The sequence below is a fragment of the Kitasatospora sp. NPDC056446 genome, from assembly GCF_042796115.1.
Lineage (GTDB): Bacteria > Actinomycetota > Actinomycetes > Streptomycetales > Streptomycetaceae > Kitasatospora.
Map to the genome: position 1 here is coordinate 23,357 of NZ_JBHTRF010000059.1, position 20,348 is coordinate 43,704.

General features: G+C 74.7%; 16 protein-coding genes. 8 read left to right on the plus strand and 8 right to left on the minus strand.

Translation table 11 applies throughout. The features are described 5' to 3' along the window. The first annotated feature begins 38 nt into the window (after positions 1-38). Positions 39-1,868, plus strand: coding sequence for a non-ribosomal peptide synthetase (locus tag ACFQ6N_RS29250; protein WP_380655303.1), 1,830 nt, complete (start codon positions 39-41; stop codon positions 1,866-1,868). Further along, entirely contained in the window at positions 1,865-4,783 is a 2,919-nt protein-coding gene (locus tag ACFQ6N_RS29255; RefSeq protein WP_380655306.1) for a condensation domain-containing protein, read from the plus strand. The genes ACFQ6N_RS29250 and ACFQ6N_RS29255 overlap by 4 nt, the downstream gene beginning before the upstream one ends. 74 nt (positions 4,784-4,857) lie before the next feature. Here ACFQ6N_RS29255 and ACFQ6N_RS29260 read toward each other — a convergent pair whose 3' ends face one another. The 3 genes from ACFQ6N_RS29260 to ACFQ6N_RS29270 all read right to left on the minus strand — a co-directional run bounded on the left by ACFQ6N_RS29260 (position 4,858) and on the right by ACFQ6N_RS29270 (position 8,964). Then, positions 4,858-6,207, minus strand: a complete 1,350-nt coding sequence (locus tag ACFQ6N_RS29260) for a VWA-like domain-containing protein (RefSeq protein WP_380655309.1) — start codon at positions 6,205-6,207, stop codon at positions 4,858-4,860. Continuing rightward, the gene (locus ACFQ6N_RS29265) at positions 6,204-7,505 is read right to left on the minus strand and encodes an AAA family ATPase (RefSeq protein ID WP_380655364.1); all 1,302 of its coding nucleotides are present in this window, start codon (positions 7,503-7,505) and stop codon (positions 6,204-6,206) included. The genes ACFQ6N_RS29260 and ACFQ6N_RS29265 overlap by 4 nt, the downstream gene beginning before the upstream one ends. Before the next feature lie 100 nt (positions 7,506-7,605). Then, positions 7,606-8,964 carry a hypothetical protein gene (locus ACFQ6N_RS29270; RefSeq protein ID WP_380655312.1) on the minus strand — a complete coding sequence of 453 codons (1,359 nt, stop codon included), beginning with the start codon at positions 8,962-8,964 and terminating at the stop codon, positions 7,606-7,608. 434 nt (positions 8,965-9,398) lie between these two features. Between ACFQ6N_RS29270 and ACFQ6N_RS29275 the strand changes: the two genes are divergently transcribed. The 3 genes from ACFQ6N_RS29275 to ACFQ6N_RS29285 all read left to right on the plus strand — a co-directional run bounded on the left by ACFQ6N_RS29275 (position 9,399) and on the right by ACFQ6N_RS29285 (position 12,023). Beyond that, on the plus strand, positions 9,399-10,235 hold the full coding sequence (locus ACFQ6N_RS29275; RefSeq protein WP_380655367.1) for an NmrA family transcriptional regulator: 837 nt from the start codon (positions 9,399-9,401) through the stop codon (positions 10,233-10,235). A 190-nt stretch (positions 10,236-10,425) separates the two neighbouring features. Next, positions 10,426-11,025 carry a DUF1772 domain-containing protein gene (locus ACFQ6N_RS29280; protein ID WP_380655315.1) on the plus strand — a complete coding sequence of 200 codons (600 nt, stop codon included), beginning with the start codon at positions 10,426-10,428 and terminating at the stop codon, positions 11,023-11,025. Positions 11,026-11,318: 293 nt separating this feature from the next. Next, positions 11,319-12,023 (plus strand): polysaccharide deacetylase family protein, encoded by a 705-nt coding sequence (locus tag ACFQ6N_RS29285; RefSeq protein WP_380655317.1) that lies wholly within the window; start codon positions 11,319-11,321, stop codon positions 12,021-12,023. A gap of 132 nt (positions 12,024-12,155) precedes the next feature. Here ACFQ6N_RS29285 and ACFQ6N_RS29290 read toward each other — a convergent pair whose 3' ends face one another. Further along, the gene (locus tag ACFQ6N_RS29290; RefSeq protein ID WP_380655319.1) at positions 12,156-12,623 is read right to left on the minus strand and encodes a DUF1772 domain-containing protein; all 468 of its coding nucleotides are present in this window, start codon (positions 12,621-12,623) and stop codon (positions 12,156-12,158) included. A 238-nt stretch (positions 12,624-12,861) separates the two neighbouring features. Here ACFQ6N_RS29290 and ACFQ6N_RS29295 point away from each other — a divergent pair, with 238 nt between their 5' ends. The 3 genes from ACFQ6N_RS29295 (at position 12,862) to ACFQ6N_RS29305 (ending at position 15,884) form a co-directional block, all read left to right on the plus strand. Then, positions 12,862-13,869, plus strand: a complete 1,008-nt coding sequence (locus tag ACFQ6N_RS29295; protein WP_380655321.1) for an AraC family transcriptional regulator — start codon at positions 12,862-12,864, stop codon at positions 13,867-13,869. A gap of 175 nt (positions 13,870-14,044) precedes the next feature. Beyond that, entirely contained in the window at positions 14,045-14,626 is a 582-nt protein-coding gene (locus tag ACFQ6N_RS29300) for a TetR/AcrR family transcriptional regulator (RefSeq protein WP_380655324.1), read from the plus strand. A 100-nt stretch (positions 14,627-14,726) separates the two neighbouring features. Further along, a complete protein-coding gene (locus ACFQ6N_RS29305; RefSeq protein WP_380655327.1) occupies positions 14,727-15,884 on the plus strand; it encodes an SGNH/GDSL hydrolase family protein in 1,158 nt (385 codons plus the stop codon). A 66-nt stretch (positions 15,885-15,950) separates the two neighbouring features. On the opposite strand, the gene ACFQ6N_RS29310 is transcribed toward ACFQ6N_RS29305, so the two are convergent. The 4 genes from ACFQ6N_RS29310 to ACFQ6N_RS29325 form a co-directional block, all read right to left on the minus strand. After that, a complete protein-coding gene (locus ACFQ6N_RS29310; protein ID WP_380655330.1) occupies positions 15,951-16,691 on the minus strand; it encodes a 4'-phosphopantetheinyl transferase in 741 nt (246 codons plus the stop codon). An 8-nt stretch (positions 16,692-16,699) separates the two neighbouring features. Next, a complete protein-coding gene (locus ACFQ6N_RS29315; RefSeq protein ID WP_380655333.1) occupies positions 16,700-17,596 on the minus strand; it encodes an alpha/beta fold hydrolase in 897 nt (298 codons plus the stop codon). A 56-nt stretch (positions 17,597-17,652) separates the two neighbouring features. After that, positions 17,653-18,129: a hypothetical protein gene (locus ACFQ6N_RS29320; RefSeq protein ID WP_380655335.1), complete on the minus strand. Its 477-nt coding sequence runs from the start codon at positions 18,127-18,129 to the stop codon at positions 17,653-17,655. A 404-nt stretch (positions 18,130-18,533) separates the two neighbouring features. After that, positions 18,534-20,021 carry an FAD-binding protein gene (locus tag ACFQ6N_RS29325; RefSeq protein WP_380655338.1) on the minus strand — a complete coding sequence of 496 codons (1,488 nt, stop codon included), beginning with the start codon at positions 20,019-20,021 and terminating at the stop codon, positions 18,534-18,536. Between the last annotated feature and the right edge of the window lie 327 nt (positions 20,022-20,348).

The window sequence follows — 20,348 nt, forward strand, 5'->3', positions numbered from 1 at the left end:
CCGGCCCGGACCGCCGGGGCGCCCGGAAAGGAACCACCATGACCACCGCGACCCTGCCCGCGCTGATCGCCCGACAGGCCCGGCAGCAGCCCGACGCGCTCGCCGTGACCGACGGCACCACCATCCTCACCTACAGCGAACTCCTGGACGCCGCCGACCGGTTGGCCACCGTCCTGGCCGCCCGGGGGATCGGCCCCGGCAGTGCCGTCGGCCTGCTCTGCGCCCGCTCCACCCGCCTCGTCGTCGCCCAGCTCGCGGTCTGGCGGGCCGGCGGCCACGTCCTGCCGCTCGACCCGGCCTACCCGCGCCCGCGCATCGCCGAGATGACCACGGACGCCGGAGCGCGCCTCGTCCTCGGCGACAAGGCGCTGCTCGCCGAGTCCGGACTGGCCGAGGACCGGACCCTCGTCCTGACCGAGCACGGCACCGACGACACCGACACCCCCGCGGCGGCGCCCGCCGCCGCCGACCCGGCCGCGCCCGCCCTGGTCTTCTACACCTCCGGCTCCACCGGACGGGCCAAGGGCGTCCTCGTCCCGCACGGCGCGATCGCCGACCTGGTCACCGCCCCGGGCGCGATCGCCGTGGGCCCCCGCGACCGGGTGCTCTTCCACTCCGCCGTCACCTTCGACGCCTCCACCTTCGAGCTGTGGGCGCCGCTCGCCCGGGGCGCCGCCATCGCCGTCTCCCCGGCCGACCGGCCCACCGCCGAGGAACTCGGCCGCGACGTCGAACGGTTCGGCGTCACCACCCTGCTGCTCACCAGCGCGCTCTTCCACCACCTCGCCGCCCGCCAGTCCCGGGTCTTCGGGGTGCTGCGCACCGTGGCCGTCGGCGGCGAGGTGCTGTCGCCCGAGCACGCGGGCTCGGTGCTGCGGGCCTTCCCCTGGCTGGAACTGGTCAACGTCTACGGTCCGACCGAGGCCACCACCTTCACCACCCTGCACCGGGTCACCCCGGCGGACTGCGCCGGCCCGATCCCGATCGGCCGGACCTACGGCGGCGCCCGGGCCCTCGTCCTGGACGAGCGGCTCGCGCCGGTGCCCCCGGGCACGGTCGGCGAACTCTGGATCGGCGGGGACCGCCTCGCCCTCGGCTACCTCGACCGGCCCGAGCTGACCGCCGAGCGCTTCCGCGAACTGCCCGGCCTCGGCCGCGCCTACCGCAGCGGCGACCTGGTCCGCGAACGGCCCGACGGCGTCATGGAGTTCCACGGCCGGACGGACGAGCAGGTCAAGCTGCGCGGCTTCCGGATCGAACCGGGCGAGGTCGAGCACGCGCTGCTCCAGCTCCCCGAGGTCGCCGAGGCCGCGGTCGTGGTCCGCCGGGCCGGGCAGGCCGACGCCGCCCTCACCGCCTGCCTCGTCCTCGCCGAAGGAGCCGCCCACGCGGTCGAGACGGTGCGCGCCCGGATCGCCGAGCGACTGCCCGCCCACCTGGTGCCCACCGCCTGGACCGTGCTCGCCGCACTGCCGCTGACCGGCGCCGGGAAGGTGGACCGGCGGGCCCTGGCCGCCGACGACGCGGCCGAGCGGCGCCCGTCCCGGGGCGGCGACCTCACCCCGATCCAGCAGGTCGTCGCCGAGGCCTGGAGCCGGGCCCTGGAACGCCCGATCACCGATTCGGCCGCCGACTTCCTCGCCGAGGGCGGGCACTCCCTGCTCGCCATGTGGGTCGTCGACGACCTGCGCGAGGACCTCGGCGTCGAACTCTCGCTCGCCGACTTCCTCGACCACCCGACCGTCGCCGCACAGGCGGCGCTGCTCGAACGCGCCCTGCGGGCCGCCGACGGCGCCGACGGCGCCGACGGTGCCGACGGAACGGCCGGAGCCGACGGCTCGGCCGAGACCACCGGAGGGGAGCGGTGACCGCCGTGGACCAGTCCGACCTGCTGCGCCGCGCCCGCAGCCGCCGCACCGAGACCCCCGTCGCCCCCACCGGCCCCACCGGCCAGGAAGGCCAGGCAGGCGAAACCGGCCCGGCGCCGCTCTCGCACGCCCAGCAGCGGATGTGGCTGATGGACCACCTCGGCCAGGGCGGCGCCCTCTACAACGTCCCGATCGCCACCCGGCTGCGCGGCCCGCTCGACCGGGCCGCCCTCGCCGCCGCGCTCACCGCGCTCACCGAGCGGCACGCCGTCCTGCGCACCCGCTACCCGCGCCGGGACGACGAGCAGCCGTACCAGCGGATCGACCCGGCCTCCCCGGTCCCGCTGCCGGTGCTCGACGCCGCCGACGGGGAAGGTGTCGTCGGGACGGACGCCGGCGGCGCGCAGCGGCTCGCCGCCGAGGCCGCCCGCCCGTTCGACCTGGCCGCGGGCCCGGTCCTGCGCGCCCTGCTGCTGCGGCACGGGCCCGAGGACCACACCCTGCTGCTGACGATCCACCACATCGCCGTCGACGGTGGTTCCCTGCCCGTGCTCGCCGCCGACCTCGCCGCGCTCTACGCCGCCGAGTGCGCCGGCACGGTGCCCCGACTCCAGCCGGCCGGCCCCTCGTACGCCGAGTACGCCCGCCAGGAGCGGGCCCGGGACGCCGAACTGACGGCCGCCGCCGACACCATCGCCGCCCGCCTGGCCGGCGCCCGCCCGCCGGCGCTGCTGCGGGCCGTCCCGCCCGGCGCCCGGGAGCGCCGGGCCGCCCTGCACACCGCCCCGCTGGAGCCCGGCGTGGTGGACGGGCTGCGCCGGCTCGGCGCCCGGCACGGCGCGACGCTGTTCACCGTTGTGCTGGCCGCCGCGTTCGCCACGCTGCGCACGGCCGCCGGGCAGGACGACCTCGTCCTCGGCTGCGCCAGCGGCCACCGGGCCCGGCCCGAGCTGCGGCGCACCGTCGGCCTCGGCGTCAACACCCTCGCGGTGCGGGTCGACCGCTCCGCAACCCCGGACGGTGAGCCGTCCGGCGGCGGGTCCTTCGGCGAGCTGCTGGCGGCGGTCCGCGCCGAGCTGCTCGCCGCGCAGCAGCACCACGACGTGCCCTTCGACCTGGTGGTCGAGCGGCTCGGCGCGGCGGCGCGCCGCGCGGACGGCACCCCGCTGCTGTCGGTCACCTGCGATGTGGTCCGGCCCGGTGCGCCGCTCACGTTGCCGGGCCTGGCGGCCGAGAGCGTCGAACTCGACCTGGGGCTCGCCAAGTTCGGCCTGGCACTGCTGCTGGAGGACGGTCCGGCGCCGCGCTGCCTGGTCCAGCACGACCGGGACGCGCTGGACGCGACCACGGCCGGCCGGCTGCTGGAGGCCTTCGCGGCCGTGCTCACGGCCGTGGCGGGGGAGGCGGACCGGCAGCTGTCGGAGCTGCCGGGGACTCTTCTGGTCGCGGCCGAACACCCGGTGGTGGCAGGCCTGTCGGCCGATCCCCGGGTCGTCGAGGCGGCCGTGGTCACCCGCGCCGACGGGCCGCCGCTCGCCTACGCGGTGGTGCGCGGGCCCGTCGCCCCGACCGGCGCCCAGCTCCGGGCCGCTCTGCGCGCGCGCCTCCCGGTCGCCGAACTCCCGCTCGCGGTCACGCTGGTGGACCGGATCCCCCGGCACCCGGACGGCACCCCCGACCACGACCGGCTGCCCGGCGCCGCCGCGCACCCCGGAAGCACGGAGGCCGACAACGCGCGGGCCGGTGCGGGGCTGCCGGAGGGCCCGCTGGACACCGTCCGGGAGGCGTTCGGCGAACTGCTGGGCACCACCCCGCCCGCCGACGGCGACTTCCTCGCCCTCGGCGGCCACTCCCTGGTCGCCGTCCAGCTCGCCGAACGCCTGCGCACCCGCACCGGGCTGCCGCTCACCGGCCTCGACATCCTGGAACAGCGCACCCCGGGCGCCCTGGCCACGCTGCTCGCCACCCGCGAGGAGGAGCGCCGCGCCGCGCTCGCCCTGGCCGGCCCCCGCCCGCGCACCGGCACCCGCCCCCGGGCCGGCACCATCCTGCTCACCGGCGCCACCGGCGGAGTCGGGGCGGCGGTCCTCCAGGAGCTGATCGCCCAGGGCCGGCCGGTCCGCGTACTGGTCCGGCCCGAGTCCACCCACCTGCCCGCCCTCAACGGCGCGGAGGTGGCGGAGGGCGACCTCGGCGACCCGGACAGCCTGCGCCGCGCCGTCGAGGGCGCGGACGCCGTCATCCACTCCGCCTGCACCTTCACCGACCACGCCACCGACCTCGCCGCGATGCGCGCCCTGGTCGACGGTTGGCGCGGCGGCCCGTTCGTGTTCGTCAGCAGCATCGACGCGTACGGCCGGCCGGCAGGCACCGAGGTCCCCGAGGGCGGCCCGAGCGGCGAGCAGGTCACCCCGTACGGGCAGGCCAAGCTGGACTGCGAGCGGATCCTCTTCGAGGCCGCCGCCACCGGCCGGGGCCCGGCCACCGCCGTCCGCGCCCCGATCGTCTGGGGCCCGCACCACCGGCTGCGCGACCAGCTCCGCTGGGGCTCCACCGGCGCCCTCTTCCAGGCGGCGCTGGCCGGCAGCCCGATCGCCCTGCCGGTGACCGACGACTGGTACGGCGCCTCCTGGGTGCACGCCGCCGCGCTGGCCCGCTCGCTCTCGGCCTGCGCCGGAGCGGACCACCCGGCCGCCGGGCGGGTCGTCAACGCGGTGAGCGGACACGTCTCCTGGACGGAGTTCACCGCCGAGCTGGTACGGCTGCTCGGCTCCGACAGCCCGCTCCTGGTCGGCCCCGAGGCCGACGAGGAACTGCGCCGCCCCTGGCGCTACCGGGCCGAGGCCCTGGCGGGCCCGCTCACGCCCGAACCGGGCGAGGACTGGCGCAGCGTGCTGGCGGCCATGGTCCGCTGAACCGGCCGGTACGGGCGGAGGGGGCCGGCCGGCACCGGACCCCTCCGCCCGGCCGCGCTCACCCCCGGCCGCGCTCACCCGATGGTGACCACCCGGGCCCACTCCGGCGGGGACTCCGGCCGGTAGTCCTCGTCCTCCTCGTCGTAGCGGCTGGGGCGGGGGAAGAGCCCGACGACGGTGCGGCAGGACGGCGCGGCCGACGGCCACCTGGTCTGGCCGTCGGTCAGGACCACCACCACGTCCGGCCGGGGGGTGGTGCGCAGGGCGGCGCGGAACCCGGTGCGCAGGTCCGTGCCGCCGCCGCCGAGCAGCGGGATGCCCTCCGACCGGCACAGCGCGTGGACGCCGTGGGCGGCCGCGTCGCACGGGACCACGGTGACCTGGTCCCGGCGGCCCCCGACCGCCCGGCCGATGGCCGCGACCTCCAGCAGCGCGCTGCCCAGCTCCTCGTCCGAGACGGACCCGGAGGTGTCGATGACCACCGAGACCCGGGGCGGGCGCCGCCGCAGGCTCGGCATCAGCACGCCCGGCACCCCGGCCGAGCGGCGGGCGGGGCGGCCGTAGCTGTAGTCCTCGCCCACGCCCGCGCCGGAGAGCGCCGAGCGCATCGCCGCGCCCAGCAGCTGCCGCCACGGCTGCGGCGGGTGGAAGGCCTCCTCGGCCCAGCGCTGCCAGCCCGCCGGGCTGGTCCCGGGGCGGCCCCGGATCCCCTCGGCGACCCGGAAGCGGACGGCGTCGTGCTCCTGCGCGGTCAGCCCGTGGGCGCCGTCGGGGCCCAGCTCCCACGGGCGGTCGGTGCCGTCGGCGCCGCTCCCGCAGTCCAGCCAGGCCGCGTCCAGGTCGCGCGGGTGAAAGGCGAACCGGCGCAGGTACTCCTCCATGAGCAGCCCGGACGGCAGCTGCAGGGTGCCGGGGAGGACGGCCCCGGCGGGGCGGACCAGCCCGTCGCCGTACACGTCGTCGTTGATCTCGCAGTCGGCGGCGATGTTGGTGCGCAGCTGGGCGGCGGCGCCCTCCAGGCCGAGCGCGCGGGCGATCCGGACGCTGCGGCCGTGGTGGTCGCGCAGGAGGTGCGAGACCTCGTGCACCCACACGCCGGCGAGTTCCTCGACCGGCGTGCGGTCGACGAAGGCCGGCGAGGCGTAGCACCGCCAGTAGCGGTCCACGGCCATGGTCGGTACCTGCCGGGAGCCCACCAGGTGGAGCGCGAACAGGGCGGTCGCCAGGTACGGCCGGGCCCGGGCGGCCTGCAAGCGGGCGGCGTAGAGCTTCCCGACGTCCAGCCCGTCGGCGTCGGGCCCGTCGGCGTCCGGTTGGTCGACCTCGGGCCGATCGGCGCCGGGCCCGTCGGCGTCCGCTTGGTCGGCCTCCGGTTGGTCGGCCTCGGGCCGGTCGGCGGCCGGCGGCGGCGCGGTGCCGCTCATCGGCCCGCCCCCGCCGCCACCCGGCCCGCCCCCGAGGCCACCCGGTCGGCCACCCGGTCGGCGGCCCGGTCGGCCCGGCGGGAGACCGCCAGGGCCGGGGCGAGCCGCTCGATCGCGGCCGGGACGTCCCAGTCCTCCCGGCGCAGCGAGGCCAGCGTGGTGGCCGGGACGACCAGCAGGTCCGGCGCGCCGGTCTCCAGCGCGCGGGCCAGCAGCGCCCAGGCGGCGTCCCAGCGCCGCCGGTCCGGGCGGTTGCGGACCGCCGCCACCACGCCGTCCAGCACGGCCTGGCGCAGGTCCCCGCGCTCGGGCAGCACCGCGCCCGCCGGGTCGGCGAGCAGGTCCTCCGGGTCGGGCAGGTCCATCCGGTCCATGCTCGCCATCAGCTCCAGGCCCGGGCCGTCGCCGACGGTGCCCCGGACCAGCAGCGACAGCACCTCGCGGGAGGAGCCGGCGGCGGTCGCGAAGGCGACCAGCCGCAGCGTCATGTCCCAGCTGCGCGGGGACGGCCAGGCGCCGCCGCGCTTCGTCTCGGTGGTGGGCAGCCGGTGCACCAGCTCCGGCCGGGCGGTCAGCAGCCCGCACACCGCGCGCCGGGCGAGCGCGACGGCCGACGGCAGCGCCTCCGCGTCGAGCCGGGGCAGGGCGGCCACCGGCCACACCCCGCCGAGACCGCGCACCACCACCTCGTGGTCGTGCACCCACTGGAGGTGGACGAAGCGGTTGGCCAGCGGGGGGCTCAGCTCCCAGCCGTCGGCCGCCGAGGAGCGCGGGTTGGCGGCGGCCACGATCCGTACGCCGGGCGGCAGTCGGAGCGCGCCGATGCGCCGTTCCAGGACCAGCCGGAGCAACGCGGCCTGGACGGCGGGCGGTGCGGTGGACAGCTCGTCCAGGAACAGCAGCCCGCGCCCGGCCCTGACCAGCCGCACCGCCCAGTCCGGCGGGGCCATCGGGACGCCCTGCTGCGCCGGGTCGTCGCCGACGATGGGCAGGCCGGCGAAGTCGGAGGGCTCGTGGACGCTGGCGATCACGGTGGTGAGCGGCAGGTCCAGGGCCTCGGCGAGCTGGTTGAGCGCGGCGGTCTTGCCGATGCCGGGCTCGCCCCAGAGCAGGACGGGCAGGTCGGCGGCGACGGCCAGGGTGAGGGCCTCCAACTGGGTGTCGGCGCGCGGTTCGGTGGCGGTGTCGCCGAGCAGGTCGAGCAGTCGGCGGGCGACGTCGAGGCGGCTCGCGTCGGGCCGGGCGGTTCCGGGGGCGTGTGCGGGGACGGCTCCGGGCGCGGGCACGGCGCCGGGCATGGGCACGGGGCCGGGTACGGGTACGGGCATGGGCATGGTGCCGGGCAGGGGTGATCACCTCAAGGGGTCTGGCGTGAAAGGGAGTTCGTGCGGGGGGTGTTCAGCGTCGCCGCAGGCGCGGGCGACTGCGCGGGCGGCCGCCCACGGCGTGGCGCGGCGGCGGCCCCTGGGTGCGGATGTGGTCGCGAAGCGAGTACGCGTCGGGCTCCGGGTAGGCCAGGCCCGCCCGGTAGAGGCCGTAGGCGATCCGGCGCCGGGCGGCCGCCGCCAGCTCGTCCCGCAGCGGGCCGTCGCGCAGCACCGCCTCCGGGCCGAGCAGGGCCTCGACGGCGGCCAGCGCCCCGGCGGTGTCGCCGTGGTCCAACCGCTCGTGTACACCGGCCAGTTCGTTCGGACGGCGGTGCGCCAGGTCGATCGCCCGCAGACAGGGCAGCGGGGAGCCCGAGAAGGCGGCCAGCAGCTCCTCGCGGCGCAGTTCGGCCGGATCGTGGTCGAGCGGGGCGACCACCCCGTCGACCAGGCCGATCCGGTGCAGCGCCCCCCGGCACTCCACCGGCCGGTGGGGCGCCGGCGGAACGGGCGGGCCCGCCGACGGCCGTGGCGGGTGCCCGGGCGCCAACGCGGCCGCCACCAGCGGATGCAGGCCCTCCGGCCCGATCGCGCCGCCGCGGAGCAGGTCGAGGTCGGGCGGCACCCAGGTCGCCGCGTCGGGCAGCAGTGGCAGCTCCGAGGTGTCCCCGGCGGCGTCCGCGGTGCGCCCGTCTGGCTCGAGGACCAGCCTGCGGCGCCCGGCCCGGACCAGGACGGGCCCGTCCGGGCGCCCCTCGGCGCGCAGCAGCAGCGCGGCTTCGGCGGCCCACCGGTCGACGGCGCAGTGCCCGTCCGGTCCGCCGGGGTCCGTACCGGACAGCGGGATCGGACTGCCGGATCCGGCCCGTACGGCGAGCTCCCGGCTGCGCCCGGCGTCCCAGAGGTGCCGGTGCAGGTCGTAGCGGAACCGGCGGCTGGGGTGCGGATGCGGGTGCGGCGGCCCGCCGTCGCCCCCGGAGCCGTCCCAGAGGGCGAGGGCGATCCGCTGGCCGTACTCCGCCCAGGCGGGCGGGGTGCGGACCACCAGGGACACCGGCCGTTCCCCCGGGTACCGCGCCAGGGCCATGGTGAGCCCGGGGCGCAGCAGTCCGTCGGGAGCCGATCTCGGCAGGTGCCAGCGCAGCAAGTCCGGTGCGAGGCAGCGGAGATCGGCGCGCACCCGGTCGGCCAGGCCGCGGCCGTGGGTCCGGGCGACCTCTCCGAGGCGGAAGTCGACCTCGATCCGGGCGGCGGCGCAGGCCCCGGCCCAGTCACCGGACAGGCGGCGGGCGGTGGCGGTTTCGATCATGGACGGCGGCACGGCGTACTCGCGTACGCGCCGCCAGAAGGAGAGGCGGGAGTCGTTCCCGTTCGCGGTCGAAGTGAGCATCAGCACTCACTCTTCGCGGACGGGACCCCCATTTCCTGAGCAGGGTGAGTGGTCATCGCGGGGAGCATAGCGCGGCCCCGCGCCCCTCCGCCATGCCGTTTTCCAGGCCGCCGCCGGGCAGTTGCCGGCCCTGCGCCCCGGCGCCTCAAGGGTTGCTGGAGGCCAGGTCAAGACCGGTGGTCCGGGGCGGCACGGGTGTGTTCTGGTGGACGGCGGACGAGACGCGGGCCCGGATGCGCGGGGGCCGCGGAAGGCATCGCGAGGGCGTCACCGGGGCGTAGACGCTCGCGCATGGAGCTGAGTGCGGAGGCTATGGTTCGCCGGCCCGGAGTGACATTGACTGGTGGACACAAGGACGGACACGGCGGGTTCGAGGAATCCGGCCCGCGTCCGACCGATCCGACTGGTTTCTACTCCGAGTGAGGGTGATCGTGATGGCTGGTGTGGTGGATCTCGCTGTCGATGCCGGTGTCGTGCTGGTGGTCGGTGGGACGGGGAAGACGGGTCGGCGGGTGGCGGAGCGGCTGGCGTCTCGTGGGTACGGGGTGCGGGTGGGGTCGCGGTCGGGTGCGGTGCCGTTCGACTGGAACGACCCGGGGACGTGGGAGGCGTCGCTGGAGGGGGTGAGTGCGGCGTATCTGACGTACTACCCGGATCTGGCGTTCCCGGGTGCGGTGGAGGCGGTGGGGGCGTTCTCGCGGTTGGCGGCGCAGCGGGGTGTGGGGCGTCTGGTGCTGTTGTCGGGGCGTGGTGAGGAGGCGGCGGAGGCCGGGGAGAAGGCGGTGATGGAGTCGGGGGCGGCGTGGACGGTGGTGCGGTGCGCGTGGTTCAACCAGAACTTCAGTGAGTCGTTCTTCCTGGAGCCGGTGCTGGCGGGGGAGTTGGCGTTGCCGGTGGGGGGTGCGGTGGAGCCGTTCGTGGATGCGGACGACATCGCGGATGTGGTGGTGGCTTCGCTGACGGAGGCGGGGCATGCGGGTGAGGTGTACGAGTTGACGGGGCCGCGGTTGCTGTCGTTCGCGGATGTGGCGGTGGAGTTGTCGCGGGCGGTGGGTCGTGGGGTGCGGTTCGAGGCGGTGTCGGCGGAGGTGTACCGGGGGGTGTTGGAGGAGGCGGGGCTGCCGGGTGACTTCGCGGAGTTGTTCTCGGTGATCCTGGACGGTCGTAACGCGTCGTTGGGTGATGGTGTGCGGCGGGCGTTGGGGCGGGAGCCTCGGGACTTCGCGGACTACGCCCGGGACGCAGCGGCCACGGGCGTGTGGAACGCGTGACCCGACCCTCCCTCCGCAAGAGCAAGGCCTGCCGTCCGTACGGCAGTTCAGATGATCGTCGGTGCCGGTCGGCGCCGGCCGACTGACCGTCCACCCCGGCCGCGGCCGGGAGCGGTGAGGAGGCCGGTGCGCCGGACACCGGTAGGGTCCCCGCGCTGGGCGGGGACCGGGGAGAACCGAAGGACTACCTATGCGCTCGAACCAGACCGCGACCCCTGCTTCCTACACCGCTTCGCACTCCTTCCCCGGCTCCGCGCCGGGCGGCTCGGCCGCGGCCCTGCCCGGCACCCGCAGCAAGGCCGCCGGGCCGCTGCTGGTCGGCGCCACCGTCGCGATGGGGCTGATGGCGGGGCTGTTCTTCGCCTTCGACGTGGCGGTCATGCCGGGCCTCGCGGCCGGCGACGACCGGACGTACGTGACGGCGATGCAGCACATCAACAAGTCCATCGAGAACGGCATGTTCGGCCTGGTCTTCGTGGGCGCCTTCGTCGCGACCGGTGCCGCCGCCTGGCTGCAGCACAAGGCGGGCCGGCGGCAGGCGGCGCTGTGGGCGGCGGTCGCGACGGCGCTGTACGTGGTGGCGCTGGTGGTCACCATGGGTGTCAACATCCCGCTCAACAACCAGCTGGCCGCGGCCGGTGACCCGTCGCAGATCCACGACTTCGCCGCCGTCCGCGCCCAGTTCGCGGACACCTGGGTCCCGGTCAACATGCTGCGCACCGCGCTCTGTGCGGGCGGCCTGGCCGCGCTGACCCGCTCCCTGGTGCTGCACGGACGCTCCGGGCGCTGAACGGAGCGGCCCCGCGGGCCGGTTGGCGCCCCCGACGGACCCGTCGGGGGCGCTTCGGCGTGCCCGACGAGGCCTGCGGGGGCGTGTCAGGCGAGGCTTTCGGGGTGTGCACGACGGGTCCTGCGAGGTCGTGGGCGACGGGTCGCGCGCGGGTGCGCCCGGCAACCGGGCGGGGTCAACCCGCCGTCCGGCTGGCCGATTCCGCGCTGTCCCGCCCCTCGGCGGGTCGCGCCGGCCGGGTCGGCGGAGCAGACTGGCCGGTGGCAGCGGAGTTCCGACCGCAGGGAGCAAGCATGTCCGTACCACCCGGCAGGCGCAGGGCAGTTGGAGGACTCCGGACCGCGATCGGCGCGCTCGCCGTGGCCCTCGCGGCGGGTGCGGCGGTCACGCTGCCCGCCGCACCGGCGGAGGCGGCCGGCGCGAGGGCCGCCAAGGCCGGCAAGGTCGTCTACCTGACCTTCGACGACGGCCCGAGCCCCGCCTACACGCCCAGGGTGCTCGCCACCCTCGCCCGCTACGGGGTGCGGGCGACCTTCTTCGAGATCGGGCAGAACGTCGCCGCCCACCCGGCGCTCACCGCGCAGGTCGCCCGCCAGGGGCACAGCGTGCAGAACCACTCCTGGTCGCACCCGGACCTGCGCAAGCTGTCCGGCGCCGCGCTCGACTCCCAGGTGGGCAGCACGGACCGGGCGATCCGGGCCCGGACCGGCCGCACCCCGACGTGCCTGCGCCCGCCGTACGGCGCGGTCAACGGCACGGTGCGCTCGCATGCGGCGGCCCTCGGCAAGCAGGTCGTGCTCTGGTCGGTGGACCCGACGGACTGGTCCCGGCCGGGGACGGCGGCCATCCGGTCGCGGGTGCTGGACAACGTCCGCCCGGGGTCGGTGATCCTGCTGCACGACGGGGGCGGCGACCGCAGTCAGACCGTGGCCGCGCTGCCGGGGATCATCTCCACGCTCAAGGCGCGCGGGTACGGCTTCGCCACCCTGTGCGGCTGAGTCCGCTCAGGGTGGCGTCGGGCGGGGGCGCGAACGGCGCGGGCCGGGTCCGGCCGGGTCCGGTTCCGGGCCCGGAACCGCCGGGTGCCGGTCCCCGCCCGTCGCGGGTCCCGGCACCGTGGTGTGCCGCTGTCAGCTCTGGCCGTTGAGGACCAGCGCCCAGGCGAGGCAGCCGAGGGCGCCGGTCGAGAGCAGGGCGCGCAGCACGTTGAAGCGCACCCAGCGGGCCTCGAACCGGCCGCGCACGGCGGCCGGGTCGGCGATCCGCTGCGGGGTCCCGGCGGAGGCCAGCTCGTCGTTCAGCGGGATGTTGACCGAGCGGGTGACCCCGATCATCGCCACGTACAGCACGAGTGCGGCGATGGTCGCCGGCAGCACGTCGTGGCCGTCCGAGGGCAGGTGCAGGGCGACCGCAGCCGCCGTGGCCAGGAGCGCGCCGACGAAGCCGAGGACGAACCAGCCGTTCAGGATCGCGGTGTTGACGCGCTGCATGACCTCGATGAAGGTCCGGTCCTCGACCCGCGCGAGCGCGGGCATGACCGAGCACGCGTAGGCGTAGAACAGTCCGGCGGTCAGTCCACAGGTGACAGTGGCCGCCACCAGGACGAGTGTGCGTGCCGTTTCCATCGTCGTGAGCCCCTCACTTCTCGCTTCTCGCTGTCGGTGTCGCCGGACCGCTGCCGCGGCGCGGCCGTCGCGGTGCGGCCGTCGCGCATGCCGGTCCGATCCCCCGTGGGCAGATCATCCGGCATTTCCGGCCCGCGGGCCACCTCGATCGCTCAAGAGTCTCTCAAATGACGAGACGTCAAATGATGTCCTGCCGTCTACACTTGGCGGCATGGACACTCTGACAGGACTCCTCGACGGCCCCAAGGCCCGCGGCGCGTTCCTGCTGCGGTCGATCCTCACCCCGCCGTGGTCGCTGCGGATCGAGGACCGGGCCCCGCTCTCGGTCGTGACGATGGTCCGCGGCGAGGCCTGGATCCTGCCCGAACGCGGCACCCCGCTGCTGCTGCACCCGGGGGACGTGGCGATCGTGCGCGGTCCGGAGCCGTACACCGTGGCGGACGACCCGGACACGCCCGTCGACGTGATCGTCGGCCCCGGCCAGGTCTGCACCAAGGGCGGGGTGGACGTCTCCGAGGTGATGTCGCTCGGCGTGCGCACCTGGGGGCAGGGCCGCGAGGGCGACCAGGCCTCCTCGGTGGTCCTCTCCGGCACCTACCAGGCCGAGCACGAGATCGGCCAGCGCCTGCTGGGCTGCCTGCCCGCGCTGCTGGTCCGCCCGGCCGGCACCGGCGCCGACGACACCCTGGTGCACCTGCTGGCCGCCGAGATAGGGCGCAACGAGCCCGGCCAGGAACTCGTCCTGGACCGCATCCTCGACCTGCTGGTGGTCTCCGTCCTGCGCGCCTGGCTCGCCGCCCCCGACTCCGGTGCCCCCGCCTGGTACCGGGCCCAGCACGACCAGGTGGTCGGCCCGGTGCTGCGGATGATGCACGACGACCCGGCCACCGCCTGGACGGTCGCCGAGCTCGCCCAGCGGGTCGGGGTCTCCCGGGCCGGCCTGGCCCGCCGCTTCACCGCCCTGGTCGGCGAGCCCCCGATGGCGTACCTCGCGGGCTGGCGTCTGACCGTCGCCGCCGACCTGCTGCGCGAGCCCGAGTGCACGGTCGCCTTCGCGGCCCGCAAGGTCGGCTACAGCAACGCCTTCGCCCTCTCGGCGGCGTTCAAGCGGGTGCGCGGCGTCAGCCCGCAGGAGCACCGCCGGCTCGCCGCGACCGGCGCCCCGCCGCAGCCGGTGGGCTTCTCGGGCCCGGCGGAGACGGTGATCCTGGCCGGCTGAGCCTCCGCCGTCTCTTCCGCTGCCTCCTCCTGGGCGCGCCCGTATCCGGGCGCGCCCAGCCGTTTGTCCGCACCGTTCGCCTGAACCTGTCGCCTGAAACCATTTGCCTAAAGGCTTTAGGCAATCCCATACTGTCCATAGCTCACTGGGGCGTCGACAGCAGGGGAGACAGCAGATGGCACGCGCAGGACTGACCGTCGAACGCGTGGTCGTCGCGGGCGCCGAACTCGCCGACGAGGTCGGCTTCGACCAGGTGACCGCCGCCGCCCTCGCCCGGCGCCTCGGCGTCCAGACCGCAAGCCTGTACTCCCACGTCAAGAGCTCCCAGGACCTCAGGACCCGGATCGCCCTCCTCGCCCTGGAAGAACTCGCCGACCTCGTCGCCGACGCCCTCGCCGGCCGCTCCGGCCGCGACGCACTCGGCGCCTTCGCCGACGCCTACCGCGACTACGCCGCGAGCCACCCCGGCCGCTACGACGCCACCCGCCTGCGCCTCGACCCCCAGACCGCCGCCGCCAGCGCGGGCATCCGGCACGCGCAGATGACCAGGGCGATCCTGCGCGGCTACGACCTCACCGAGCCGGAGCAGACCCACGCGGTCCGCATGCTCGGCAGCGTCTTCCACGGCTACATCAGCCTGGAGGCGGCCGGCGGCTTCAGCCACACCGCCGTCGACCCGCAGCAGTCCTGGGAGTGGACCATCGACTCCCTCGACGCCCTGCTGCGCGCCGGCGGCCCCACCCGCGCGACCACCTGAACCCCCGTACGGGCGGTGCCGCGGCGACCCGCCGCCCGGTACGCCCGGTACGCCCGGTACGACGACCCACTGCCCGTACGACGACCCGAAGAAGCGCACCATGACGACGATCACCACCCCCGTCACCGAGGACCTCCTGCACGGCCACCTCGACGCCGAACGGACCCGCCGCGGCCTACTGCCGCACCGCCTGCCCGCCCGCGCCCGCCGGCAGGTCCCGGACGACCAGCTCGCCATGGCCGAGTCCCAGCCCTCCGGCGTCCGCCTGGCCTTCCGGACCCGCGCCACCGCGATCACCCTGCACGCCGTCCCCACCAAGCGTGCCTACCCCGGCGTGGCGAACGTGCCCGACGGGGTCTACGACCTCCTCGTCGACGGCGCCCTCGCCGGGCAGGCCACCGTCCCCGGCGGAAACCTGCGCACCGTCGACCTGGCCACCGGCCGCTTCGAACTCACCGAAGGACCGGCCGGCACCGCGCGGTTCACCGGCCTGCCGGCCCGGGACAAGACCGTCGAGATCTGGCTCCCGCACACCGAGACCACCGAACTCGTCGCCCTCGACACGGACGCCCCGCTGGAACCCGTCCCCGCCGGCACCCGCAAGCGCTGGCTCCACCACGGCAGTTCGATCAGCCACGGCTCCAACGCGGCCCACCCGACCGGCACATGGCCCGCCCTGGTGGCCAACCGCGCGGGACTGGACCTGACCAACCTCGGCTTCGGCGGAGGCGCCCTCCTGGACCAGTTCACCGCGCGCACGATCCGCGACACCCCAGCGGACCTCATCAGCCTGAAGCTCGGCATCAACCTGGTCAACGCCGACGCCATGCGGCTGCGCGCCCTCACCCCGGCCGTCCACGGCTTCCTGGACACCGTCCGCGACGGCCACCCGACCACGCCGCTGCTGGTCGTCTCCCCGCTGCTCTGCCCCATCCAGGAGGACACCCCCGGCCCGCTCGCCCCCGACTTCGGCGACGGCACCCTCCGCTTCCGGGCCACCGGCGACCCGGCCGAACGCGCCGCCGGCCGCCTCACCCTCACCGTCATCCGCGAGCAGCTGGCCCGCATCGTCCACGAACGCCGCGCCGACGGCGACCACGACCTCCACTACCTGGACGGGCTCTCCCTCTACGGCGTCCCCGACCACGACACCCACCCGCTCCCCGACGGCCTCCACCCCTCCGCGGAAGCCCACCGCCTCATCGCCGGGCGCTTCGCCGCGCTGGCCCTCACCCCCGGCGGCCCACTGCCGTCGTGAGGCGCCGAGGACGAGGGCTGCCGGTGGCGAGCTCCGGTGGCCGGCTCCGGTGGCGAGCCGCCCTCGTCAGCCCGTCGGCGGGAGGGCGAACACGGTGAGGAGGACACCCCGGTCGATGCCCCAGCGGCCGGTCCGGGCCCCGGGCCGGTGCGGATGCCGGGCGGTGAACGTGCCGTCGGGGCGGACGGTGACGGTGATCGACGCGAGCGGCGTCCAGACGCGGGTGAGCGGGTGGACGGCCTTGTAGACGGCCTCCTTGGCGCTGAACAGGACGGTGTCCCACGGGGCGGCGCCCTCGGGGAGCGCGGCGAGGCGGCGCCGCTCGCCCTCGGTGCCGACCAGGTCCAGCACCCCCCGTGGAAGCGGCCGCGCGGGCTCCGCGTCGATGCCCAGCGAGGTGTACCGACCGGTGCCGGTGACGGCACAGGCGGTGTAGCCGTGGGTGTGCGTGATGCTGCCCGCCACGCCCGCCGGCCACTGCGGCGCACCGCCGGGCCCGGGCAACAGCGGCCCCGGCGGATGCCCCAGCTCGGCGAGGACCTGACGGGCCAGCGTCCGGGCGGTCGTGAACTGCTCCCGCCGGCGCGGGGAACGGTCCCGGATGTAGGCCGCCTCCGACGGGTGGAGCGGCCCCGCCACCGGGGCACCGAACGCCTCGGCACAGTGGACGTGGGGCGGGAGCAGGGCAGCCAGGACGCCGGCCGGCGCGGTGGCGGTGGCCCTGGCGATGGTCCTGGCGGTGGCCCCGCTGGTGGCCCTGGTGTCGGGCGCGGCGGTGGGTTCGGCAGGTGAGGCGGCGGTGGTCACGGCGGTGGCTAGCGGTCGGCCAGGACGAGCTGGTGGGTGTGCCGGGCGATCAGACCCGGGCTCTCCAGCGGGACCATGTGGCCGACACCCGGGATCCGGTGCAGCACGGCCTGCGGGAGCGCGGCGGAGAGCTCCTCGCTGAAGCTCGGCTTGACGATCTTGTCCTCGGTGCCGGTGATCACCGCGGCGGGCACGGCGATCCGACCGAGCCCGCTGCGCTGGTCCATCCCCTGCGAGGACGCGAAGCAGGCCGCACGGACCTGCGGCCGCGTGGCGGCGAACAGCCGGCGGTTGGCCTCACGGGCCGCCAGGGTGGCCTGCGGACCGTGCGTCCCGCCCAGCAACTTGCGGCCCAGCCAAGGCGTCCGGAGCGCACGGCTGAACAGCCCGGACCCCATCATCTTCACCTCGTTCGCCGGAGTCTCCTGCCCGTGCGACGCCGTGGAGACGAGCACCAGCCCGGCGAGCCGCCCACCCGCGCCGTCCGGCCGGGACGCCGCGAGCCGAGTCGCCCACGCCAGCGCCGCGTAGCCGCCCCCCGAGTGCCCGACCACCACGACCGACCGCTCCGACGTCGTCAACGTACCGACGACGGTGTCCAGGTCCCCGGCGAGCCGCTCGATGCTGATCGGCTCACGCCCGGTCGTCGAAGCACCGTGCCCACGCTGGTCGTACGTGGCGACGGTGTGCCCGGCCGCGGCCAACTCCTGGGCGGTGGCGTGCCAGACGGTACGGGAGGCGGCCCACCCGTGCGCGAGCACCACCAGCGGACGGCTCGGGTCGGGCGCCTCCGGAAGGTGCACGGTGATCGCCAGACGCGCGTTGTCGTCAGTCGTCGCGGTGTGGTCGGTGGCGGTGACGGCCTGGTCGGCCGGCAGCGCGGGGAATTCGGCGGCGGTCTGCATGGGATCCCTTTCTCCGTGTTTCGTTTTGCGCGTCCGGTTTTCGAGCTCTGTTTGTTTTAGGTGTTGTTGTTGTTGGTGAGGTGGTGGTGGAGGTTGGTGAGGGCGTGTTGGGTGGCGGTGGTGTGTTTGTAGGTGAGGTTGGTGAGTTTGTGGAGGAGTTTGGGCCAGTGGTGGGGGGTGGTGGTGAAGGTGATGGTGAGGAGGGTTTGGGTGTTGTTGTGGTGGGGGGTGAGGGTGTAGGTGGTGGTGCCGTGGAAGTGGCCGGTGTGGGTTTGGGTGAGGGTGTGGTGGGGGGTGATGTGGGTGGTGGTGGAGTGGAGGTGGAGTTTGGGGCCGGGTTTTCCGATGGTGTTGGGGTGGATGGTGGTGTGGGTGGTGCCGTTGGTGGTGTGGGGTGGGGTGGGGCCGGGTTGGTGGGTGTTGTGGGGGTGCCACCAGGTGGTGGTGCCGTTGAGTTCGGTGAGGATGGCGTTCCAGACGGTGTGGGTGGGGTGGGGGAGGAGGGTTTGGTCGGTGTGGTGGATGGCGTGCATGGGGTTCCTTTGGTGGGTTGGGGTTTTGTGTTTGTGATTGGCGTTTATCGTTTTTGATGTGTTATGGGTGTCCCGTATCCGGTTTTCGGTGTGTCCGGTGTCGGGGTTTCGGTGTGTCGGGTGTCGGGGTTTTTGTGTGCCGGCGGTTTCGGTTCGGTGTGTGTTGTCCGGTTCCCTGTGTGTGGGGGGTTCCGGTTTTCGTGTTTTCGGGGGGTTTTCGGGTGCCGGCCTTGGGGTTTGTGGTGGGTGTCGGGGTGCCGGTCTTGGGGTTTGTGGTGGGCCGGTTTTGGGTTTTCTGGGGGTGTTTCGGGGGTGGGGAGGGGTTTGGCGGGGGGTTTTCTGGGGTTGTTGTTCTGGGTTTTCTGGGGTGGGTTGGTGTCTGGGTGTGTGTCTGTGTGTGGTGGTTAGGGGAAGATGTTTTGGCCGGGGGTGAGGGTGTGGGTGGGGTCGTGTTGGTTTTTGGCGGTGGTGAGGGTGGTCCAGTGGGGGCCGTAGTGGGTTTGCCAGTCGGTGGGGGTCATGTTGGGGATGGCGCCGACGAGGTAGCGTTTTGCGCCGAGTTGGGTGGCGCGGTTGTAGAGGTTGCGGTTGCGGGTGAGGGCGGGGGTGGGGTTGGTGTCGGGGTGGGGGAAGGCGAGGAGGTCGAAGAGGTAGGTGGTGGGTTCGTTTGGGGTGATGGCGAGGGGGTGGGTGAGTTTGTTGGTGTGGAAGGGGTAGCAGAGGAGGAGGCCTTGGCCGATGTCGTCGGGGGTGAGTTGGGGGAGGGCTTCGGTGAGGAAGGTGGGGGTTTGGGTGGCGGGGAGGAAGAGGGAGAGCCAGGGTTTGGGGGCGTTCCAGTAGCCGAGGTTTTTGATGGTGTCGGCGAAGGTGTCGGCGCGGTAGGTGTAGTCGTGGTAGGTGGTGTCGGTGATGGTGGTTTGGGTGGGGTTGGGGTTGAGGTCGGTGAGGAGGGGGGTGGGGTTGGGGGGTGTGGGGCCGTTGTAGTGGGCGACGGCTTCGATTTTGTAGCGGGGGGGTTGTCCGTTGGGTTGGATGAGGATTTCGCCGACTTGGGAGGGGAAGCGGCCGTCGTTGAGGATGGTTTGTTGGTCGGTGAGGAAGGTGGTGAGGTTGTCGTAGTAGAGGGTGAAGACGCGGGCGTTTTCGGGGGCGGGGACGAGTTTGAGGGTGGCGCGGGTGATGATGCCGATTTGGCCGGCGCCGGCGAGGGCGGTGTGGAAGAGGTCGGGGTTGTGGGTGGGGGTGGCGGTGAGGATGCGGCCGTTGCCGGTGACGATTTCGATGGCTTCGACGGTGTCGGCTTGGAGGCCGTGTTTGTGGACGGTGGAGCCGATGCCGCCGATGCTGATGGTGCCGCCGATGGAGAGGTGGAGGTAGTCGGTGAGGCATGGGGGGGTGAGGCCGTGGGTGAGGGTGGCTTGGGTGAGTTGGGCCCAGGTGACGCCGGTGTCGACGGTGGCGTTGGTGGGGGTGATGGTGTGGATGCGGTTGAGGGCGCGGGCGTTGATGCTGATGCCGCCGGGGGCGCCGGCTTGGCCGTAGTTGGAGTGTGATTCGAGGTCGGTGCCGGTGCCGCTTTGGCCGTTCATGGCGACTTTGAGGTGGAGGCGGCGGGCGAAGTTGATGATGGTGGCGATGTCTTGGGGGCCGGTGGGGTTGAGGACGGCGTAGGGGGTGGTGGTGGTGAGGCGGCCGAAGTCGTGGGCGTGGCTGGCGCGGGTGGTGGGGTTGGTGGTGAGGGTGCCTTGGAGGGTGGGGATGGGGATGAGGTGGCGGCTGTTGGTGGCGGGGTCGTTGGTGGTGGCCCAGGAGCGGGTGGTGGTGTTGTAGCCGATGACGGTGGCGGCTGCTGCGGTGAGCAGGGTGCGCCTGGTGGGGTGTGGGTGGTTCATGGGGTGGGGTCTCCTCGGGGTTGTGGGTGTGGTGGGTGTTGGTGTGTGTGCGGGTGTGGTTGTGTGGGGGTGTGGGGGTGGCCCGCGGGTCCCGTGGGGTCGGGGGCGGGCGTCCTGGGTGGTCCGGCCGGGGTGTGGGTCGGGTTGGTGGGGGTGGGGGGTGGGCCGGTGTGGAGTTGTGGTGGCCGGTGGTCGGCGGGGTCGGTCGGCTGGGGCCGGCGGGGGTAGGGCGGGGCGGCATGTCGGTTGTGGTGTCCGGCAGTTGAGGCCTGACGCCTGACGCCTGACGCCTGATGCCTGGTGCCTGGTGCCTGGCACTTGACGCCT

Bases quoted from the DNA above. Each gene is read 5' to 3' on its own strand.
- ACFQ6N_RS29285 (WP_380655317.1), top strand. From the start codon at position 11,319: ATGTCCGTACCACCCGGCAGGCGCAGGGCAGTTGGAGGACTCCGGACC.
- ACFQ6N_RS29315 (WP_380655333.1), bottom strand. From the start codon at position 17,596: ATGCAGACCGCCGCCGAATTCCCCGCGCTGCCGGCCGACCAGGCCGTC.
- ACFQ6N_RS29270 (WP_380655312.1), bottom strand. From the start codon at position 8,964: ATGCTCACTTCGACCGCGAACGGGAACGACTCCCGCCTCTCCTTCTGG.
- ACFQ6N_RS29300 (WP_380655324.1), top strand. From the start codon at position 14,045: ATGGCACGCGCAGGACTGACCGTCGAACGCGTGGTCGTCGCGGGCGCC.
- ACFQ6N_RS29275 (WP_380655367.1), top strand. From the start codon at position 9,399: ATGGCTGGTGTGGTGGATCTCGCTGTCGATGCCGGTGTCGTGCTGGTG.
- ACFQ6N_RS29260 (WP_380655309.1), bottom strand. From the start codon at position 6,207: ATGAGCGGCACCGCGCCGCCGCCGGCCGCCGACCGGCCCGAGGCCGAC.
- ACFQ6N_RS29265 (WP_380655364.1), bottom strand. From the start codon at position 7,505: ATGCCCGGCGCCGTGCCCGCGCCCGGAGCCGTCCCCGCACACGCCCCC.
- ACFQ6N_RS29250 (WP_380655303.1), top strand. From the start codon at position 39: ATGACCACCGCGACCCTGCCCGCGCTGATCGCCCGACAGGCCCGGCAG.
- ACFQ6N_RS29325 (WP_380655338.1), bottom strand. From the start codon at position 20,021: ATGAACCACCCACACCCCACCAGGCGCACCCTGCTCACCGCAGCAGCC.
- ACFQ6N_RS29320 (WP_380655335.1), bottom strand. From the start codon at position 18,129: ATGCACGCCATCCACCACACCGACCAAACCCTCCTCCCCCACCCCACC.
- ACFQ6N_RS29305 (WP_380655327.1), top strand. From the start codon at position 14,727: ATGACGACGATCACCACCCCCGTCACCGAGGACCTCCTGCACGGCCAC.
- ACFQ6N_RS29295 (WP_380655321.1), top strand. From the start codon at position 12,862: ATGGACACTCTGACAGGACTCCTCGACGGCCCCAAGGCCCGCGGCGCG.
- ACFQ6N_RS29280 (WP_380655315.1), top strand. From the start codon at position 10,426: ATGCGCTCGAACCAGACCGCGACCCCTGCTTCCTACACCGCTTCGCAC.